The following is a 19,980-nucleotide window of genomic DNA, read 5'->3' on the forward strand; positions in this document are numbered from 1 at the left end:
CCCAACATTACCGAGTCAGGTTGAAATACGTCCACCAGTACATGACCTAACAGGCGTGCACCGGTCTCGGAGGAATTATGAAGCTCTCAGGTATTCTCAAGTTTGTAGCGCTGGCCGGAGTGGCCGCGTTCCTGGCCCTGTCGCTCGTCGGTTGCGGCTCGACCATCAGCAACACGGCATTCACGCAGGGAAACTGGGCGTTCGTGGCAACATCGACCGCACCCAAGCTGAATAAAGTGATCTCGACATATGTTCTTGGCGGAAACCTTTCCCAGAGCGGCAACAAGCTGACGGGAACCTTGTCCGTCAGCAACTCCGGATGCATCAGCGATCAGACTCTCGCCTTCACCGGCACGGTGAAAGGCAGCGACATCACACTAACCTCGGCAGCGTTCGACGGCAACGTAATCAGTGTTACGGCGTCCGGGACGAAAGACTCGCTGACTGGAAACTATACGATCACGGGCGGCTGCGCCGATGAAGGCACAATCACGGCCGGCGCTGTGCCCTCACTCAGCGGCACCTGGAACGGAACTCTCACGCCCGTCTTTGGGCGCGGGAATGGAATCTCCACGGTCGGAGTCTCGGTGGCATTAGTCCAATCGGCCGCGGCAGCGGAAAATGGTTCCTTCGAACTGACCGGCACCCTGACCTACACCGGGACGGCGTGCGTCGAACCCGTAGCACTAACCCTGTCGTCGGTCGCCGGAAGCGTGGTCAACATCAGCGCACAAAGCGGCTTCGGGTACTCCAATGTGGCGTTGGATAGCATTACAAACCCCACTAGCATGACTGGAGATTACGACAGCACGTCAGATGAGTGCTCCGGATTGGGAAGTCAGACTCTGGTTCTGACCAAGCAACAATAGGCATATTGCAACCAAAAAAAGAGAACGCCACCCAGAGAGACTGGATGGCGTTTTCTTTTTGCTTTGAGACAAATTTACTCAGACGAAATTCGCATCCCGTAGAACGACCGGTATACGAAGAACACTGACACCGCGAAGAAAGCCAGCGCCAGGACGTGCGTCAGGTTCGAGCCCTGATCGCGGGTGAGCGAGACGGCAAGTTCCACTGCCAGGAGTCCGAACAACGTCGTGAACTTGATGACCGGATTCATGGCCACGGAAGACGTGTCCTTGAAAGGATCTCCGACGGTGTCGCCGATTACGGTTGCGTCATGCAGAGGAGTTCCCTTCTGCTTGAGTTTCGTTTCCACGATCTTCTTGGCGTTATCCCATGCAGCTCCGGCATTGGCCATGAAGATGGCCTGGTAGAGGCCGAAGATCGCAATCGAAATCAGGTAGCCGATGAAGAAAAACGGCTCCACGAACGCGAACGCCAGTGTGCCGAAGAACACGGCCAGAAAGATGTTGAACATACCTTTCTGCGCGTACTTGGTACAGATCTCGACGACCTTCTTGCTGTCAGTGACCGACGCTTTGGTTGCGCCTTCGAGTTTGATATTGGCTTTGATGAACTCGACGGCACGGTACGCACCCGTAGTCACAGCCTGCGTGGAAGCGCCCGTGAACCAATAAATCATGGCACCGCCGGTGATCAGTCCGAGGAAAAACGGGGCGTGCAGCAAGGACAGCTTGTCGACATTCGTGGTCAGACCGCTGGTCAGAGCCATGATGATGGAGAAAATCATGGTGGTCGCGCCGACGACTGCGGTTCCGATCAACACTGGTTTGGCGGTGGCTTTGAAGGTGTTGCCGGCACCGTCGTTTTCTTCCAGCAGGTCCTTGGCGCGTTCGAAGTTGGCGTCGATCGAGAAGTCCTTCTTGAGTTCCGCCTTGATGTTGGGGACTTGCTCAATCAGTGAAAGCTCGTACACCGACTGTGCGTTGTCGGTAACCGGGCCGTAAGAATCGACCGCAATCGTCACCGGCCCCATGCCGAGGAAGCCGAAGGCGACCAGGCCGAAGGCGAAGACGGGAGCGGCAATCATGGTGGCTGCCGCGGTCAGGCCCATCAGGCTGAAGAAATAGGCGACCGACATCAACGCGACCATGGTGAGTCCGAGCCAGTAACCGGAAAAGTTGCCGGCCACAAAGCCGGAAAGAATTCCGAGCGATGCGCCGCCCTCTTTTGCCGACGTGACGACTTCGTTGACGTGCCGCGATTCCACCGACGTGAAAGCCTTCACTAATTCCGGAATCACTGCGCCTGCGAGCGTTCCGCAGGAGATGATCGAAGCCAGCTTCCACCATTGTGTCGTATCGCCACCCAAGTTGGGGATGATGAGATAGGAAACGATGTAGGTGGCGACGATCGAAACGATCGAGGTGATCCAAACCAGCGAAGTCAGCGGCGTCTCAAAATTCATGTGATCGGCGCTGCCGTAGCGGCCTTTCGCAATCGCGCTGTTGATGAAATACGCCAGCGCGCTGGCGATCAGCATCATGATGCGCATGACGAAGATCCAGACCAGAAGCTGGACTTGAACCATCGGCTCTTTCACGCCCAACAGGATGAACGTGATCAGCGCCACGCCTGTGACGCCGTAAGTTTCGAAACCATCGGCAGACGGCCCGACCGAGTCGCCGGCATTGTCACCGGTACAGTCGGCGATTACGCCCGGGTTGCGAGCGTCGTCTTCCTTGATCTTGAAGACGATCTTCATCAGGTCGGCGCCGATGTCGGCAATCTTGGTAAAGATGCCGCCAGCGATACGCAGAGCAGCCGCGCCCAACGATTCGCCGATAGCGAATCCGATGAAGCATGGACCCGCGTAGTCGCCCGGCACGAAGAGAAGAATGAAGAGCATGATCAGCAGTTCGACCGAAATCAGCATCATGCCGATCGACATGCCTGCTTCGAGAGGAATCTGGTAGACCGGGTAAGGCTTTCCATGGAGTGACGCGAACGCGGTGCGGGAATTCGCAAAGGTGTTCACGCGAATGCCGAACCAGGCCACGCCATAGCTGCCCGCGATACCGACCAGGCTGAACACCAGGATGATCATCACGCGCGGAATTTCAAAGTGCCGCAACACACCGAAGTAGAGGACGATGATGGCTGCGATAAACGCCCACAGCAGCATCAGAAACTTGCCCTGGGTCACGAGATAGGTCTTGCAGGTTTCGTAGATGAGTTCCGAAACCTCCAGCATGACCTTGTGCACCGGCAGGTTCTTCAGGCGCATATAGATTGCCATGCCGAAGCCCAGGCCGAAGACGCAAAACAGCAGGCCGATCAAGAGAATGCGGTGGCCGTCCATGCCCAGGAACGACACCGACGAAAGGTCAGGAAGCTTGAGTGCGGCCTCACCGGCTTCTTCCGTTGGTTGAGCGACCGCCGTGGCGGCGGTCAGGAGCAACAAAGTCGCAAAAGTCGCGAAAGTTTTCGACAACCGGAATCCCCCGGACGCGAGGGTCTCCATCCAAGTGCGCATTTCAAATCCTCCAAGGATCGGTTACTGATATTCAGGGATCACTACGGGTGGCTTTGCCGGCCACTCGCTGCCGGAGTTCCGAACGCGCTTCCACCGTTAAGACAGAATCAAGACAATTGATGAGTGCCGATTTGGCCGCGTCGAAAATGCTCGTGCCGCCGGTTCGCCTGCATGACAGGCCACACACCTCCGGCACGGGACCAATGTTTATAGCATCTTGAGTGGGTTAGGTCAACGGATACAGGTCGCTGGTTCCAACTCTGCCACGGGGCCTCGAAACGAATAGAATCGAACGGAAATTCAGCGACAACGCAAAACCCTTAACGGCGGCTCGCTTCCGTATAATCAATAAACATGCCTGCCTCCCTCGACTCCATCGTATCCGCCACTCGGAAACGTGTTTCCGAAAGCCGGCGAGGTACGGACTTGCGAGCTTTGGAGCGAAAAGCAGCAGAACACAAACCCCGAGGCTTCCGCGCACAACTAAGGCGGATGTCGACCGGCAATCCCGCCATCATCGCGGAACTAAAAAAAGCCTCGCCATCAAAGGGATTGATCCGTGCGGAGTTTCGCCCGTCCGAGTTGGCGTTGCAGTTGGAGCAGGCAGGCGCCGCCGCTCTTTCGGTGCTAACCGACGAAGAGTTTTTCCAGGGATCGCTGGCTTACCTCGAACAGGCTTCCGCGGCGACCACTCTTCCCTGTCTGCGCAAAGACTTTATGGTCGATGAGTTTCAGATCCTGGAATCGCGCGCTTATAGTGCCGATGCGATCCTGCTGATTTTGGCTGCGCTGGAGCAGAAAGAAATCATTGCATTCGACCGCGCTGCGCGGGCCCACGAACTCGATGTGCTGTGCGAAGTCCATGATGAAACTGAGTTGCAGCGAGCGCTGGATGCCGGATGCGACCTGATCGGCGTCAATAGCCGGGACCTCAAAACGTTTCACGTTGATCTGGCGACCACGTTTCGGCTGGGCGAGAAGGTTCCGTCGGGATGTGTGCGCGTGGCCGAGAGTGGCATTCATTCCGGCGCCGACATTGCGCAATTGCGCAACGCGGGATATGACGCTTTCCTGATTGGCGAATCGCTGATGAGAGCAGAGCGTCCGGGAGAAGCCCTCCAACAGTTGTTGAACGAAGCAAAAGTAGTAGTGGGTTGAGCTGAAAGTTTCACTAGCCACTGACCACTAGCCACTGACCACTGTTTCTTATGACTTGGATCAAGATCTGCGGGAACACGAACGCTGAGGACGCGCAGGCTGCCGTGCAGGCGGGCGCGAACGCTCTGGGATTTGTGTTCTACGACAAGAGCAAGCGTTTCGTAAGCGTAGATACAGTCAAGTCGATCGTCGCCGAACTCCCGCTGAAGGTGGAAAAGATTGGCGTGTTCGTGAATGAGACTGTTGAGGGTATTCAGAAGATCGTGTCCGAAACCGGTCTCACGGCAGTACAGCTGCATGGCGATGAAGATGCCGAATTCTCGCGTGCCCTTTTTCGCGCCCTGTCGAAAGATTTGCGGAGGCCGATTATTTTTCGGACTTGTGCGGCGCACATCTTCGATAAGCCAGCGGATCAGAGTGTCGGATGGGATCCGGTAACGAGTGGATTGGTCGAGCCCGACGAAGCGTACAAGGGCAAGCGCGTCCAAAAAATTCATGTCGCACAGAACGGCGATCTTTTTCTCGAAACGCATGGATTTCGTCCCGGTATTATCACGGGAGTGTTGCTCGATTCTTCCAATTCCAACCAGCGGGGCGGCACCGGACAGGCTTTCGATTGGGAGCGGGTGCAACCGTGGGCAGGAATCATCAACAGCATCAGTAAGTTGATCGTGGCCGGCGGACTGCACGCGGGCAACGTGCAGGAGGCGATTCACATTCTCCATCCGTGGGGCGTGGACGTTTCGACGGGCGTAGAAAGTGCGCCGGGGAAAAAAGACCGGAACAAGATCCGTGCATTTGTAGAAGCCGTGCGCGCGGCAGATGAGAGCGACTGACTATGGCAACCGCTAGCGTCACACGACAAGCAGCACGAAAGTCCGTCAAAAAGCCTGCGTTAACTGCGGGACGGTTTGGCGTTTACGGCGGACGCTACGTGCCCGAAACGCTAATGGCCGCGCTCGAAGAACTGGAACTCGAGTATGAGAAGGCCAAGAAGGATCGCAAGTTTCAGCAGCGCCTCGACTACCTTCTCAAACAGTTTGCGGGACGGCCAACGCCGCTGTTCTATGCCGAGCGACTCACAAAGAAACTGGGCGGCGCGAAGATTTATTTGAAACGCGAAGACCTGCTCCACACCGGCGCGCACAAAATCAACAACTGCATCGGCCAGGCATTGCTGGTCGAGCGTATGGGCAAGCATCGCGTGATCGCGGAAACCGGCGCTGGACAGCACGGAGTCGCCACGGCCACCGTGTGCGCTCTGCTGGGATTCGAGTGCGTCGTATACATGGGCACCGAGGACATGCGGCGCCAGGAATTGAACGTCTTCCGGATGCGCTTGCTGGGGGCCGAGGTTCGTGGCGTCGATTCGGGATCGCGCACGCTGAAAGACGCAATCAATGAAGCGATGCGCGATTGGGTCACCAACGTCCGCACCACGCACTATCTTCTCGGCAGCGTTCTGGGTGCGCATCCGTATCCGACGATGGTTCGGGACTTTCACCGCGTCATCGGACGCGAAGCGCGGAAGCAGATTCTCAAAGCAGAAGGTAGATTGCCCAACGCAATCATCGCTTGTGTGGGCGGCGGATCGAATTCCATTGGAATTTTCTACGACTTCCTGAAAGACAAGAAAGTTCAGTTGATCGGCGTGGAAGCGGGCGGACGCGGCAATGCGCTGGGCGAGCACGCGGCCCGGTTTCACGGTGGATCACCTGGGGTATTGCAGGGAACGTTCTCTTACGTGCTGCAAGACAAAGCGGGGCAGATTTCATTGACTCACTCGGTTTCGGCGGGGCTCGATTATCCTTCGATTGGGCCAGAACATGCGATGCTCAAGGACTCTGGCCGCGCAGAATATGTGTCGGCTTCGGACACGGAAGCTTTGAAGGCAACTACTGTTTTGGCGCGAACCGAAGGAATTATCCCGGCACTGGAATCGGCACACGCGGTGGCCGAAGCAATCAAGCGCGCGCCGAAAATGAAAAAGTCCGAAATTCTGATCGTGAATGTTTCGGGACGAGGCGATAAGGATGTCGGGATCATGCGCGAGAACTTGAAGCTGGACTGAGAGATCTGTAACTGTAAATCACCAATTTTTCCATGCCCTTTCATTTTGAAAATAAACCGACTCTCGTCGCCTACGTAACCTGCGGCGACCCCAACCTCGCAACCACGCGCGAGATCATCATCGCGGCTATTGAGGCGGGAGCGGGGATTATCGAGTTAGGTGTGCCGTTCAGCGACCCGCTGGCCGACGGGCCCGTAATTCAACGAGCCAGCGAGCGAGCGTTGAAGCATGGGACCTCTCTTGAACAAGTATTGAAACTGGCAGCGGAAATCCGCGAACATTCGCAGTCGGTCGGCCTGATTATCTTTTCGTACCTCAATCCGATCCTGCAGATGGGAATCGCGAAGTTCTGCAAAATCGCGCGGCATGCGGGCCTGGACGGCGTGTTGATCACGGACCTTCCGGTCGAAGAATCAGCAGGATATCTTCGTGAAGCGCGTTCTAACGATCTCGCGACGATCTTCCTGGTGGCTCCCACCAGCACCGACGTGCGCCTGAAACAGATTGCGGCAGTCTCCACGGGCTTTGTTTATGCGGTCTCCCGCACGGGAGTCACGGGGGCACGCCAGCAGTTGCCGGAAGATGCGAATGGACTGGTGAAGCGGTTGCGACGATTTACGAAATTGCCGGTGGCAGTCGGCTTCGGAATTTCGACGCCGGAACAGTTCGCCGCCGTAGGCAAATATGCCGAGGGAGCAGTCATTGGCAGCGCGATTGTGCAAATAATCGAACGAAATCCCGGACGGGAAGCCGTGTCTGTGGCAGAATTTGTAGGTTCGCTCGCAGCTCGCAGCTCGTAGCCCGCAGCTCCTATGGACATTTCTGACTGGCGCAAGAAAATCGACGAACTCGACCAGAAACTGGTGGAACTGCTCAACCAGCGCGCCAGTGCGGCGATCGGCATCGGGAGACTGAAGCGTAATACCAATCTGCCCATATACGAGCCACAACGTGAGCGCGAAGTGATTGCCCACGTGCAGAAGGTCAATGCCGGACCGCTGGGCAGCCGCGACCTGGAGCAGATTTACGAACGCATCATGGATGTCATGCGCACCATTCAGAAACACGAATTCGTCCCGGATGCCGATCCCAAACCGCATGGCACGGAGATTGATTCGCAGACGAACGACTAGCGTGAAAATACGCACTTTGGAAATCTTATGAATTGTCATCCTGAGCAGAGCCAGAGTCCTGTTGGCCGCCGCCACAATTCACTCCCGGCGAGCCGCCAATCAATACGGGGACAAGCATGATCGTCGCAATGCAGGAAGCGTCCTCCGAAGACCTGATCCAGCAAGTCATCGATCAACTGGTCCGGATGGGCTTTGAAGTTCATCGCTCCACGGGCGCCCGGCAGACTGTGCTCGGTGGCGTTGGCGCGCCGCATGATTTCGATATCCGCGAAATCGAGATGATGCCAGGAGTGCAGGAAGTTCATCGCATCTCTGCTCCCTACAAACTTGCAGGACGGAATTTCCGTCCCGAAGGCACAATCGTAAAATTTTCCAACGGCGTTGAGATCGGCGGACCCAAAGTCGTCGTCATGGCGGGCCCGTGCTCGGTCGAGTCGCGCGAGCAACTCTTTGCGGTATCGGAACAGATTGCGAAAGCCGGAGCACTCGCGCTCCGTGGGGGCGCATACAAGCCGCGCTCGTCTCCGTATTCGTTTCAAGGGATGGGCGTGGAAGCACTGAAATTGCTACGTGAAGCGGGGGATCGGTTCAACCTGCTGGTGATCAGCGAGGTGATGGAGATTTCGCAGATTCCGATCATGCTGCCCTACGTGGATATCTTCCAGGTGGGCGCGCGCAACATGCAGAATTTCAATTTACTGCGCGAACTCGGAAAAGTGCGCAAGCCCGTCTTGCTCAAGCGCGGCATCGCCGCCACTCTGGAAGAACTCCTGCTATCCGCGGAATATTTGCTCTCCGGCGGGAACTACGAAATCATTTTGTGCGAACGCGGCATTCGCACGTTTGAGACTTACACGCGCAACACGATGGATATTTCTGCCATTCCGATCATTCACAAGCTGTCGCACTTGCCCATGGCTGCCGATCCATCCCACGGCACCGGACGGCGCGACAAAGTCGCGCCCATGGCACTGGCGTCGGTCGCTGCGGGTTCCGATGCGCTGTTGATTGAAGTCCATCATCAGCCGGACAAGGCGCTCTCCGACGGCGCGCAGTCTCTTTATCCGGAACAGTTCGCGAAACTCATGGACCAGCTCCGCATGATCGCGCCGGCAGTCGGCCGCGAAATCGCTTAAACAGCGTCGCTAGTCGTTGGTCGCTGGCGAATGGCACAAAGCGAACGACTAACGACGATGGGCTAACGACGGTTCACCATGGTCTTCAAACAAGTCACCATCATCGGAACCGGGCTGATCGGCGGATCGTTCGGCTTGGCGCTCAAAAAGCGGCGCTTGGTCAGCCGGGTAATCGGTTGCGATCGCGCTCCGGTGCTGGAGCGCGCGAAAGACCGTGGCGCAATCGACGCCGGCACTGCGAATCCCGTCGATGCGGTGCGGGGCAGCGACCTCGTCGTCCTGGCTACACCGGTGATGGCGATCCTCGACCACATTGACCGCCTCGGGCCCGCGCTCCCTTCGCGTACGCTCGTCACCGACGTTGGCAGCACCAAACTAGAAGTTGCGATGCGCGCATCGAAGTCGTTTGGGAAATCGGCTGGGCAACGTTTCCTGGGTGGGCATCCGATGGCTGGAAAAGAACAAGCAGGCGTGGATTTTGCCGACGCTGATCTTTTCGAAGGCGCCGCCTGGCTATTCACGCCTCTGCCTCGTCAGAACGTTCATGCCGGATTGAGCGGCGAATTCTTGCACTGCGTCGAAAAGCTGGGCGCAAAGGTGGCCCTGCTTGATCCTGCGGTTCACGATCGCTTCTGTGCTTGGATCAGCCATCTGCCGCAAATGATTTCGACCGCCGTCGCCGCCACGCTGGTCGATGAATTCGGCGCCGATGCGCCTCTGCTCGATATCGGCGGACGAGCCCTGCGCGAATTGACGCGGATTTCCGGCAGTCCTTACTCGATGTGGCGCGATATCGCGATCACAAATAAAGCGAATCTGGGAGACGCGCTGCTGAAGATCGAACAACGGCTAGCGCACATCCGGGAGAACCTGGGCACGAAACAACTGGCCGAAGAATTCGAGCGGGCACACCAGTTGAGGAAGACTCCAACAAAGCGGTTGAAAAAGTAGAAAATCAGATTGTAGATATTCTTCATTCTGACTTCTCACTTCTGCAATATATTTCTGCTTCCGATAGAATTTCTCTGCCATGAACAAGGTCGTCGTCAGCGCCGAAGAAGCGATCAAGGACGTGTTCGACGGAGCCAGCATCCTGATTGGCGGATTCGGCCTGTGCGGGATGCCGGAGAATCTGATCCGCGCTCTCGCTCAGAAGGGCACGAAGAATCTGACCACCATCAGCAACAACGCCGGTGTGGACGGCCTGGGCGTGGGGTTGCTCCTTGCCAATGGACAGATTCGCCGCCATATCGGAACCTACGTTGGCGAGAACAAGTTGCTCGAGAAAATGGTATTGGCTGGCACTGTGCAACTCGACCTGGTGCCGCAGGGGACTTTTTCCGAGCGTATTCGCGCGGGTGGCGCGGGGATTCCCGCATTCTTTACTCCGACGGGAGTCGGCACGGTGGTCGCCGAGGGCAAAGAAGCGCGCGAGTTCGATGGACGTTCCTACATCATGGAACGCGCTCTGAAAGCTGACTTCGCGTTTATCAAGGCCTGGAAGGGCGATCGGTGGGGCAATCTCACCTATCGCAAGACGGCGCGGAATTTCAATCCCATGATGGCCACCGCCGCCAAAGTAACGATTGCGGAAGTGGAACATCTGGTCGAACCGGGAGAACTCGATCCCGACCTCGTGCATACTCCCAGCGTGTTCGTGAAGAGAATCTTTCAGGGTGCGGTGTTTGAGAAGAGGATTGAGAAGAGAATGGTGAGGAAAGGGTGAAGAGTCGTCAGTCGCTGGTCGTTCGCTGTTCGTCGTTCGCGGTTCGCTGGAGACCGCGACTGCCCGCCCGGCGCCTTCGCTAACACCCAGAGACGGCAGACGAATCACGAAAGGGCGAATAGCGAAGGACGAACGACGAGCGACGAACGACCAACGACATCCAGGCCAAAGAAGACACCATGTCAGCAGAAATCAAATTCAAAGACGCCGACAAGCGCGAACGAATCGTGAAGCGCATTGCTTGCGAATTGCGGGACGGATTCTATGTGAACCTCGGCATCGGCCTTCCCACGCTCATTGCCAGCTACGTCCCGGCGGGCATGGATGTTGTCCTGCAGAGCGAGAACGGGATGCTCGGCATTGGACCGTATCCGATCGAGGGTCAGGAAGACGCGGACTTGATCAATGCCGGAAAAGAAACGGTCAGCGAGCTTCCCGGCACCGCTTACTTTTCGAGCGCTGATTCTTTCGCGATGATCCGCGGCGGACACGTTGACCTGAGCGTGCTGGGTGCAATGGAAGTGGATGAGAAAGGCAACCTCGCAAATTGGATGATTCCCGGCAAAATGGTCAAAGGCATGGGTGGCGCGATGGATTTGGTGGCAGGCGCGCGGCGCGTCATCATTGCCATGGAACACACCACCAAAGACGGCCAGCCGAAAATTCTGAAAACATGCACGTTACCGCTGACGGGTGTGGGAGTCGTGCACACCATCGTGACGGAGATGGCGTATATCAACGTGACGCCGCAGGGACTGGTGTTGGAGGAAGTCGCGCAGGGCGTATCCGCTGAGGAAGTTCAGCGTGCGACAGAAGCGCACCTGCGTGTCAGCCCAACTCTCAAGGTCATGCAAGGCTAGACACTCCAGACACAATTCCACAGGCCACACGCAGTTTCAGCTGAAGCGCTGAATGCCGCGTGCAGTCCTACGTATGGCGAAGCCGGAAGGGAGCGCTCAGCAATCTCGCCGGGAACATCACTACCGCCCACACCAAGGCGAGCACTCCGTTGACTGCAATTCCCAACAATCGAAACGGCAGTAGCACGAGCCACACGATCGGATACAAGACCAGCGCCAGGAGCGCCAGCGGCCAGCACAGAACGAACAGAAGGCACCAAAGAAGAAACGCGATCATGGCACAATACTCCCTGCTACAGATACGATAGTTGCAGGAAGAAGTTCCCGCAAATGGGTCTGCCCCCTTCATGAATACTTTCTGGAATGAGCGATACGGACAACCCGGATACGCCTACGGAACACAACCCAATGAATTTCTGGTATCGGTAGCGCAGAAGATTCCCGCTGGACGTGTGCTTTGTCTGGCGGAAGGCCAAGGCCGCAATGCGGTTTACCTGGCGAAGTTGGGCTACGAAGTGGTAGCGGTCGATCTCTCCGATGTGGGACTCGCCAAAGCTGCGTCCCTCGCTGCGGAGCAGGGAGTCTCTTTACATACGCAAGTTGGAAATCTGGCCAACTTCGAGATCCAGCCCGGCTCGTGGCAAGGCATTGTGTCCATTTTTGGGCATACGCCGCCAGCTGTGAGAAAGCCTCTCCATCGACGGGTGGTGCAGGGACTTGCACCCGGCGGAGTATTTTTACTTGAGGCCTACACTCCACGCCAAGTTGAAATCGGGGGCATCGGCGGACCACGCGGTGAGCAGGCCGATATGCTCATGTCACTCTCCGAGTTACGCGCGGAACTCGAAGGACTCACCTTGATGCATGCAGCAGAATTGGATCGAGACGTGAATGAGGGACAGTTTCATATGGGCACGGGAGCAGTTGTGCAAATCGTCGGCGTCAAACCGAAATAACTGTTCTTGGAATTTGTGGGTTCGCGCCGCTCCAGTTGGTCTTGTTTACAAATAGCGCTGCAGAAACTGAAGGCTACGGACTCCGGCATCTTTCCAGGTCTCGGAATCAAAGCCGTGGGCGACGCCCGGATAGATTTTGATCTCGTAGGGGATTTCCTTCTTTACCAGCAGGTCTTGCAAGTCGTACGCCTCCTGCACTGGTACTGTAGTGTCGCTCTCGCCGTGGAGAATGAGCGTGGGACAGAGGCGCCGCATGAAGAATCGCATCTCTTTGGGCAGACCTCCAAAAAATTCAACCACTGCTTTGACGCGTGAATCCACCGACGCTACGGAGAGAGCAAGGTAAGCACCGAGTGAGAATCCGAGAACTCCGATGCGCGATGCGTCAACCTGCTGATGTTTTTCGATGTGACTGATCGCGTCCCAAACAGTCTTTCCCCACGCGGGGAAATTCCGGAAGATGGTCTGCTTGTCAGTGGCTTCAGTTGTGCCGGTGCGATCGAAATAGTGAAGAACGAACACGGCAAAACCCCGCTCCGCCAACATAGTCGCAGGCTCGTTCATGCCCGCGACTCCGCCGCCTGAACCGTAAAGCGCGAGGACGGTTGGGTGCGGTCCGGTTGTGTCCGGGAGGTAGGCATCGAGGCGGATGGGTTTGCCTCCGCTCTCGAATGTCAATTGCGATTCAGAAACCGTGGGCATAGGCAATCATTTCGGGTCGTGCAGGCGGAGACACGGCAAGCCGCGCCTCTACGCATGATCCTTTGCCAGGTCGCGTAGGGATTGCTCATACGGAGCGCGCGCAATGCCGCGTTCGGTGATGATGGCGTTCACATACTTCGCGGGTGTCACATCGAAAGCAGGGTTCTCGACCTCGACGCCGTCGGGGACCATTTGTTTGCCGGCAATGTGCGTGACTTCTCTAGGATTGCGTTGCTCGATGGGAATCTTGCTGCCATCGGGGGTATCGAGATCGACCGTCGAGATCGGAGCCGCGACGTAGAACGGGATGCCATGTTCTTTCGCAAGCACCGCGACGGTGTAGGTGCCGATCTTGTTAGCGACGTCTCCGTTGGCGGCGATGCGGTCGGCGCCGACAACAATCGCGCCAATCTTGCCTTGCTTCATCATCGCACCGGACATGTTGTCTGAAATCACGGTGGTTGGAATGCCGTCCTTCATTAACTCCCATGCCGTCAGACGCGACCCTTGCAGGAAGGGCCTCGTTTCGTCGGCATAGACGTGAATCTTCTTTCCGGCTTCGACTGCTGCGCGGATCACACCCAATGCGGTGCCGTAGCCGGCAGTGGCGAGCGCCCCGGCATTGCAGTGCGTCAGGACGCCTCCGCTTGCGGGCATCAGCACGGCTCCGTGCCGTCCCATCGCTTGATTGGCGGCGATGTCTTCGGCGTGCATGCGCCGAGACTCTTCGATGAGAGCCTGTTTGATCTGAGGGATCGGGCGCACGCGCAGGGTTTCAAACTTCGCTTGCATCCGGCGGATCGCCCAGAAAAGATTGACCGCGGTCGGGCGTGTCTGGTGAATGACCTCACAGATCGCATCGAAGTCGCGTTTGAGATCGGCACCATTTTCGGCCTTGGAGTTCTGAACGCCGAGCGCGATACCCATCGCTGCAGCGACGCCGATGGCCGGCGCTCCGCGCACCACCATCGTGGTGATCACGTCCGCGACCTGCTGGTGGGTGGTGCAGTTTACGTAAACTTCTTCGGTCGGCAGCTTCGTCTGATCGATGAAGCGGACGCCTTGGGCGGTCCATTCGAGAGTTTGAATCATGGGAGTCAGTGGATAGTGACTAGTGATTAGTGGATAACAAATTCAACTCAATCATGATCCACTGGCCACTATTCACTTGCCTTTCAGGTGTTGTTTCCTCACATCATTGGCAGTAAATATCGAAACAAACGGTGCGCTCGCAGCGGCTTTTTCTACGTCGGGACGGCCCTTGGCTTCCTCTCGTTCGACCAGGCACATCGCACCGATCACGTCGAATCCAAATTCGCGGGCGGCTTCAATGGCTTGTATCGTCGATGATCCCGTAGTGCAGACGTCGTCTACGATGACTACGCGGGCGCCTTTCTGAGCAAACCCTTCGATGCGGCGGCCGGTGCCGTGCTGCTTCTCTGCTTTGCGAACCAGGAAGCCATGAATCTTGCCGCTGGTGACTGCGACTGCGACGACGATCGGGTCGGCACCCATCGTGAGCCCGCCGATCGCATCCGGTTCCCAGCCTTGCTCGCGGATTGTCTCGAGAAAAACTTGCCCCGTCAATTGCGCCCCACGCGCGTCGAGCGTCGTGGTGCGGCAGTCGACGTAATAGTCACTGGTTCCGCCGGATGACAACTTGAATTCCCCGAGGCGAAATGACTGCCGCGCTAGCATTTCCAACAGCTCTTGTCGTGCGATGGACATGAAGTTCTACGATAGCAGAGATGCAGTTGCCGGTTCTCAGTTCTCAGAAAATACCGCTGCCATCAGACACTGAGAACCGGGAACTGAGAACTGCTCTGCTACTGATTCAGTTTTTCCATATGCCGGAAGCCGTCGGTGGCGGCGAAGAGCAGCGTCATGATGGTTGCGTTGTACCCGACGTGCACAAGGAATCCCGCGGCCACCGAGTTCTTATTTTCACGAACAATGGCGAGCACCACGCCGACGATCGAGATCAGCGACACTGAGAGCCACGAGTAGCCGTACTGGGAGGCATGCACCAGTCCAAATCCCAGCGCGGTGATGAAGACTCCTACGGCCACCCCGCAACGCTGCTGCAACGCCGGCGTGGTGACGAAGACACCCGCGATCACCGCGAAACGACGCTTCAATACCGGATAGAGAAATCCTCGAAAGAATAGTTCTTCCATCAGCGGGCCCAGCGTGATGCTGAAAATCGCGATCAGAGCCACTGTGTAAGGGCGTCGCATGAGTGCATCGAAAGGCGTTTCTTTGGGAATGAAACGTTTAAGTTTCCATTCGATCACCAGGAAGATCGCCTGCAGCAGTACTCCGCCGAGCAGATACCAACTCGTCGATGGTGGCCAATTCCAGCGAATGGCATCCCAAAACCGGGGACAATGCCGCTCCCTGGTCACCAGGATGTACATGTAGCCGAGCAGAGCCACGTAGGCTCCCATCTGTCCGATGATTTCCAGTTCCGGATGCGCACCCAGGGCATTGGCTCGACCTTTCAGGGAAGAGCCGGAACTAATGAGCAGCAGCACGACCACGGTCGCGAACAGCGCGACTACTCCCATCAGGAGAATGCGGAGAACATCCCAGCCGCTCCAGGGTGGATCTTTGGGAGCGACGCTTACGATGGCGGGTGGCGCGTCGGGAACGCCGGGCACAACCGCTTCGCTGGCGGTTACGGGTGCTGGATCCGCATTTTCTGGAAATGAATTCAATGAACTTCCTGCGCGCTGGGTTGTGCGTTCCCAGCCGGTTTCACACCGTTGAAATAGGTGGCGAGCGCCTGTCCAGTGTAAGACTTTTTCACGCGCGCGACCTGCTCCGGAGTGCCTTGGGCGACAATGCGTCCGCCTTCTTCTCCACCTTCAGGGCCAAGGTCGACAACCCAATCAGCATTGCGGATGACGTCGAGGTTGTGCTCGATGATGATCACGGAATTTCCGAGATCGGCAAGGCGGTGCAAAACGTCGAGCAGTTTGCGGACGTCATCGAAGTGCAGGCCTGTGGTCGGCTCGTCCAGCAGATACAGAGTCTTGCCGGTCTGGCGCTTGCTCAGTTCGCGCGCCAGTTTGATGCGTTGCGCTTCACCGCCGGAAAGGGTCACGGCAGATTGACCGAGATGGATGTATCCCAGTCCGACGTCGACCAGCGTTTGCAGTTTCTGTTTTACCTGCGGAATGTTTTCGAGAATCGTGAGCGCGTCCGAGACCGGAGACTCGAGCACGTCGGCGATGGAATATCCCTTGTACCGGACGGCGAGAGTTTCGTGATTGTAGCGGCGGCCGCCGCAGACTTCGCACTGGACATACACATCGGGCAGGAAGTTCATCTCGATGCGGCGCTGGCCTTCTCCCTGGCATGCTTCGCAGCGTCCGCCGGAGACATTGAACGAGAAACGGCCGGGCTTGTAACCGCGTTCGCGCGACTCGGGCAACATGGCGTAGAGATCGCGGATCTGAGAAAACATTCCGGTATAGGTGGCCGGATTCGAGCGCGGCGTGCGTCCGATGGGCGACTGGTCGATGCGAATCACTTTGTCGACCAGATCAGACCCAGTGATGGATTTATGCGCGCCGGGTTCTTCGCGGGAACGGTAAAGCTGTTTCGCCAACGCGCGGTACAGGATGTCATTCACGAGCGTCGATTTCCCCGAACCGGAGACGCCGGTCACCACGGTCATTACTCCGAGAGGAAAGACCACGTCGAGATTTTTCAGATTGTTCTCGCGCGCGCCAAGGATCGCAATTGCTTTGCCATTGGGACTGCGCCGTTCGGTCAGCATGGTGATGCTCTGCCGTCCGGACATGTACGCGCCGGTAAGGGAATCGGCGGAATCCAGAATCTGTTTGGGCGTGCCGCTGGCGACGAGTTCGCCGCCGTGACGTCCGGCGCCGGGTCCAAGATCGATTACGTAGTCGGCGCGGCGGATCGTCTCTTCGTCGTGTTCGACGACCAGCACGGTGTTGCCGAGGTCGCGCAGGTTTTCAAGGGCCGACAGAAGGCGGCCATTGTCGCGGTGATGCAGGCCAATCGAGGGCTCGTCGAGAACGTAGAGAACGCCGCGCAACTTGGAGCCAATCTGCGTTGCCAGGCGGATACGCTGCCCTTCGCCGCCAGAAAGGGTTGCTGCCGAGCGGCTGAGCGAGATGTATCCCAACCCAACTTCGTGCAGGAACTGAAGGCGCTCGGTGATCTCGTGCACAATGCGTCCGGCAATCGTCTCTTCCCTGCCCGCGAGCTTGATCTTGCGCGCAGTGTCGAGGGCCCGCGACACCGGGAGCGAAGTGAAATCAGCGATCGACATACCGTTGACCTTTACGGCCAGACTTTCCGGGCGAAGGCGGTTGCCATGACATACCGGACACACCGTCGCCGACATGTAGTCGAGCAGATATTCGCGGTAGGTATCGGAGCTGGACCCTTCGAGATTCTGTTTCAGGTGACCGAGAATTCCGAGGAAGCCGGTCTTGCCGCCGCGAGCTGGTTCACCGTAGAGCAGAAGACTCTGGATCTTGTCAGGAAGTTTTTCAAAGGGCGTAGATAAGTCAACCTTGTACGCTTCCGCCACCAGTTGCAATCCATGGGTCAGATTTTGTGATGCGGATCCCGGACCAAGACCGCCGTCAAGCACGGGTTTTGACCAATCCACGATCACTTTCGCCGGATCGAAATCGTAACGGCTACCGAGGCCGTGACATTCCGGGCAGGCGCCGTAAGAACTATTGAACGAAAACGATCGGGGCTCGAGTTGCGGCACACTGATTCCGCAATCGGGGCATGCGAGACGGGATGAGTACAAAGTCTCATCGCCGTTGACGACAGAAACGAGCACCAGGCCGCCGCCCAGCTTCATGGCGAGCCCGACCGAAAGTTCCAGGCGATGCTCGATCCCGGGCTTCACGAGCAGACGATCAATCACGACTTCGATGGTGTGATTCTTCCGCTTGTCAAGGTTGAGATCGTCTTCCAGATTGACCAGTTCCCCGTCGACGCGGGCGCGGCTGAAGCCGTGTTCAACCAGCTTCTCCATTTCTTTTTTGAACTCGCCTTTGCGGCCGCGTACGATCGGCGCCATGATCATGACGCGGTCGTCCGGAGTTAGAGCGAGAACGCGCTGCACGATCTGCTCCGCCGATTGGCGCGTGATGGGCTTGCCGCACGTGGGGCAGTGCGGTATTCCAATCGAGGAGTACAGCAAGCGCAGGTAGTCGTAAATCTCGGTAATGGTTCCTACCGTCGATCGAGGACTACGACTGGTGGTCTTCTGCTCAATCGAGATCGACGGGCTCAGGCCGTCGATGGCGTCCACGTCGGGACGCTCCATCTGATCGAGAAACTGGCGGGCGTAAGCGGAGAGGGTTTCCACGTACCGCCGCTGGCCTTCGGCGTAAATCGTGTCAAACGCGAGCGAAGACTTGCCGGAACCGCTCAATCCGGTAATCACCGTAAGAGTGTTCCGTGGGATCTCCACGTCGATATTCTTCAGGTTGTGCTGGCGCGCGCCGCGCACTGAAATCTTCGTAATGGCCATCAGAACGCAAAATAATGGACTTCCGTAACGTGGACGGGGCCCCAGAAATGTTGGAGAGTGAGTATACGTGGTTCGACTACCGTATCTTAGTCGTTAACAGGAACGGGCGTCAAACACGGATACAGTAAACATTTGGCCGCTGGCTGACATCCAAGCAGTTGCTGGTAAAGGTGATCGAACTGTGAACGCCCTTTTAGTTGTTCTTGCGATTGGAAGTACTGCAATTATTGGTGTGGCACTCGGCGTTTTCAGCGCCTACTACGCTTTGACCGGACTGCTGGCAGCCTGCAATCCTTCCCGTCCCATATCCCGCACTGGTCCGGTCCTCGTTCCGCAGCAAAGTTCAGCTAGCGGCGACTAGCCTCGTCTTTTCGCAAAGCGAGGAGCGACACCTGCCCTACCTTAATTCCCGTGATCTTAATTGTTGTCGTCTGACTGGGGTTGAGGATTGGGCAACAATCTTCCTCCGTTCGGTGCATGCTGGCGCAGCATTTCCAGAATCTGCTCTGGCGACTTGGGGCCGGCATTCGGTTGGGAACCGTCGGCTGGAGGAACTGCACCGGGTGGAGTCTGACCCTGATCCTTGGCCTGATCCTCATCGCCGGTATCGTCTTCCTCTTTGTCTTCGGCATCAGCCTCCTCGTCAGAGGCCGGTTGTTGCACAACGGGTCCACCAGGGCCCATTCCCGGGGCCATCACGGCTTGCTGTGGTTCGTACTGCACCGGAGGCGGGCTGGCGGTCTGAGCACCACCAGTTTTCGTCATGAGCATCACGCTGGACAGGCCTGCCGGGTCAGCAGCGGAACCGGTCATCACGTAGTTGAACGTCGATCCGTTTAGAAGGTCTGCGAGGACATCGCGCGCGGGCCCTGGGCCCAGCCGTGTCACAACCCGCTCATTGGCATTGGCCGGAACATCAATCACCGCCCCGGTACTCTTGTGCACTTCGCGCAGGATGTCGCCCAGACTCGAGTTTTCAGCCACGATTGTGAGCATCCCGCTTTGGTAGTGGACCTGGGGTGGAGAGGAGGGTTGCTGAGCCAATGTAAGAGGCGCTGGAGGAGGAGTCACCACCGCCGGCACCGGCGTGGGATTGGCACCCCGGCGGACTGCCGGTTTTGCTACCAGCACGCCAGCCCGAAGTTGGGACTGTCCAAATGAGCAGGCGACGAATAGGGGAAGACTCCAAAATACCCAACGGACCTTCATGCTAGCTGCAGCCATAAAATCCCCCAAACATCACGCCAGCGGCCGATACGACCGGTTTGCCGTCTGCTGAATCTTAGCACTGTTTACAGAACGTTC

At 57.3% G+C, this 19,980-nt stretch carries 19 protein-coding genes; 11 read left to right on the plus strand and 8 right to left on the minus strand.

From position 1 onward, the window contains the following. Positions 1–77 precede the first annotated feature (77 nt). Positions 78–869, plus strand: a complete 792-nt coding sequence (locus HY010_17970) for a hypothetical protein (GenBank protein MBI3477623.1) — start codon at positions 78–80, stop codon at positions 867–869. A 74-nt stretch (positions 870–943) separates the two neighbouring features. On the opposite strand, the gene HY010_17975 is transcribed toward HY010_17970, so the two are convergent. Next, positions 944–3,388, minus strand: coding sequence for a sodium-translocating pyrophosphatase (locus HY010_17975; protein ID MBI3477624.1), 2,445 nt, complete (start codon positions 3,386–3,388; stop codon positions 944–946). A gap of 366 nt (positions 3,389–3,754) precedes the next feature. On the opposite strand from HY010_17975, the gene trpC reads away from it, so the two are divergent. The 9 genes from trpC (at position 3,755) to HY010_18020 (ending at position 11,484) form a co-directional block, all read left to right on the plus strand. After that, a complete protein-coding gene (trpC, locus tag HY010_17980) occupies positions 3,755–4,558 on the plus strand; it encodes an indole-3-glycerol phosphate synthase TrpC (protein ID MBI3477625.1) in 804 nt (267 codons plus the stop codon). 50 nt (positions 4,559–4,608) lie between these two features. Next, the gene (locus tag HY010_17985; GenBank protein MBI3477626.1) at positions 4,609–5,394 is read left to right on the plus strand and encodes a phosphoribosylanthranilate isomerase; all 786 of its coding nucleotides are present in this window, start codon (positions 4,609–4,611) and stop codon (positions 5,392–5,394) included. 2 nt (positions 5,395–5,396) lie between these two features. Next, entirely contained in the window at positions 5,397–6,629 is a 1,233-nt protein-coding gene (gene trpB / locus HY010_17990) for a tryptophan synthase subunit beta (GenBank protein ID MBI3477627.1), read from the plus strand. Between the two features lie 32 nt (positions 6,630–6,661). Beyond that, positions 6,662–7,429 (plus strand): tryptophan synthase subunit alpha, encoded by a 768-nt coding sequence (locus tag HY010_17995; GenBank protein MBI3477628.1) that lies wholly within the window; start codon positions 6,662–6,664, stop codon positions 7,427–7,429. Positions 7,430–7,441: 12 nt separating this feature from the next. Further along, the gene (locus HY010_18000; protein ID MBI3477629.1) at positions 7,442–7,762 is read left to right on the plus strand and encodes a chorismate mutase; all 321 of its coding nucleotides are present in this window, start codon (positions 7,442–7,444) and stop codon (positions 7,760–7,762) included. Positions 7,763–7,878: 116 nt separating this feature from the next. Beyond that, positions 7,879–8,898, plus strand: a complete 1,020-nt coding sequence (aroF, locus tag HY010_18005; protein MBI3477630.1) for a 3-deoxy-7-phosphoheptulonate synthase — start codon at positions 7,879–7,881, stop codon at positions 8,896–8,898. Between the two features lie 78 nt (positions 8,899–8,976). Then, the gene (locus HY010_18010; protein MBI3477631.1) at positions 8,977–9,849 is read left to right on the plus strand and encodes a prephenate dehydrogenase; all 873 of its coding nucleotides are present in this window, start codon (positions 8,977–8,979) and stop codon (positions 9,847–9,849) included. 79 nt (positions 9,850–9,928) lie between these two features. Beyond that, positions 9,929–10,624, plus strand: a complete 696-nt coding sequence (locus tag HY010_18015; GenBank protein MBI3477632.1) for a CoA transferase subunit A — start codon at positions 9,929–9,931, stop codon at positions 10,622–10,624. 179 nt (positions 10,625–10,803) lie between these two features. Continuing rightward, positions 10,804–11,484, plus strand: a complete 681-nt coding sequence (locus HY010_18020) for a CoA transferase subunit B (GenBank protein MBI3477633.1) — start codon at positions 10,804–10,806, stop codon at positions 11,482–11,484. Positions 11,485–11,551: 67 nt separating this feature from the next. Here the strand turns inward: HY010_18020 and HY010_18025 are convergent, their stop codons facing one another. Next, the gene (locus HY010_18025) at positions 11,552–11,761 is read right to left on the minus strand and encodes a hypothetical protein (GenBank protein MBI3477634.1); all 210 of its coding nucleotides are present in this window, start codon (positions 11,759–11,761) and stop codon (positions 11,552–11,554) included. A 70-nt stretch (positions 11,762–11,831) separates the two neighbouring features. On the opposite strand from HY010_18025, the gene HY010_18030 reads away from it, so the two are divergent. Then, the gene (locus HY010_18030) at positions 11,832–12,440 is read left to right on the plus strand and encodes a class I SAM-dependent methyltransferase (GenBank protein MBI3477635.1); all 609 of its coding nucleotides are present in this window, start codon (positions 11,832–11,834) and stop codon (positions 12,438–12,440) included. A 45-nt stretch (positions 12,441–12,485) separates the two neighbouring features. Here HY010_18030 and HY010_18035 read toward each other — a convergent pair whose 3' ends face one another. From HY010_18035 to HY010_18060, 6 genes are all read right to left on the minus strand, one after another. After that, positions 12,486–13,142, minus strand: coding sequence for a dienelactone hydrolase family protein (locus HY010_18035; protein MBI3477636.1), 657 nt, complete (start codon positions 13,140–13,142; stop codon positions 12,486–12,488). Between the two features lie 48 nt (positions 13,143–13,190). Then, positions 13,191–14,234, minus strand: coding sequence for an S-methyl-5-thioribose-1-phosphate isomerase (gene mtnA, locus HY010_18040; protein MBI3477637.1), 1,044 nt, complete (start codon positions 14,232–14,234; stop codon positions 13,191–13,193). Positions 14,235–14,306: 72 nt separating this feature from the next. Beyond that, positions 14,307–14,870 (minus strand): orotate phosphoribosyltransferase, encoded by a 564-nt coding sequence (gene pyrE, locus HY010_18045; GenBank protein ID MBI3477638.1) that lies wholly within the window; start codon positions 14,868–14,870, stop codon positions 14,307–14,309. 98 nt (positions 14,871–14,968) lie between these two features. Further along, positions 14,969–15,859, minus strand: a complete 891-nt coding sequence (locus HY010_18050; protein MBI3477639.1) for a CPBP family intramembrane metalloprotease — start codon at positions 15,857–15,859, stop codon at positions 14,969–14,971. Next, on the minus strand, positions 15,856–18,675 hold the full coding sequence (uvrA, locus tag HY010_18055; GenBank protein MBI3477640.1) for an excinuclease ABC subunit UvrA: 2,820 nt from the start codon (positions 18,673–18,675) through the stop codon (positions 15,856–15,858). The genes HY010_18050 and uvrA overlap by 4 nt, the downstream gene beginning before the upstream one ends. Before the next feature lie 417 nt (positions 18,676–19,092). Beyond that, positions 19,093–19,899 carry a hypothetical protein gene (locus HY010_18060; GenBank protein MBI3477641.1) on the minus strand — a complete coding sequence of 269 codons (807 nt, stop codon included), beginning with the start codon at positions 19,897–19,899 and terminating at the stop codon, positions 19,093–19,095. Positions 19,900–19,980: the final 81 nt, after the last annotated feature.

The organism is Acidobacteriota bacterium, assembly GCA_016196065.1.
Classification (GTDB): Bacteria; Acidobacteriota; Terriglobia; order Terriglobales; family Acidobacteriaceae; genus Acidiflorens.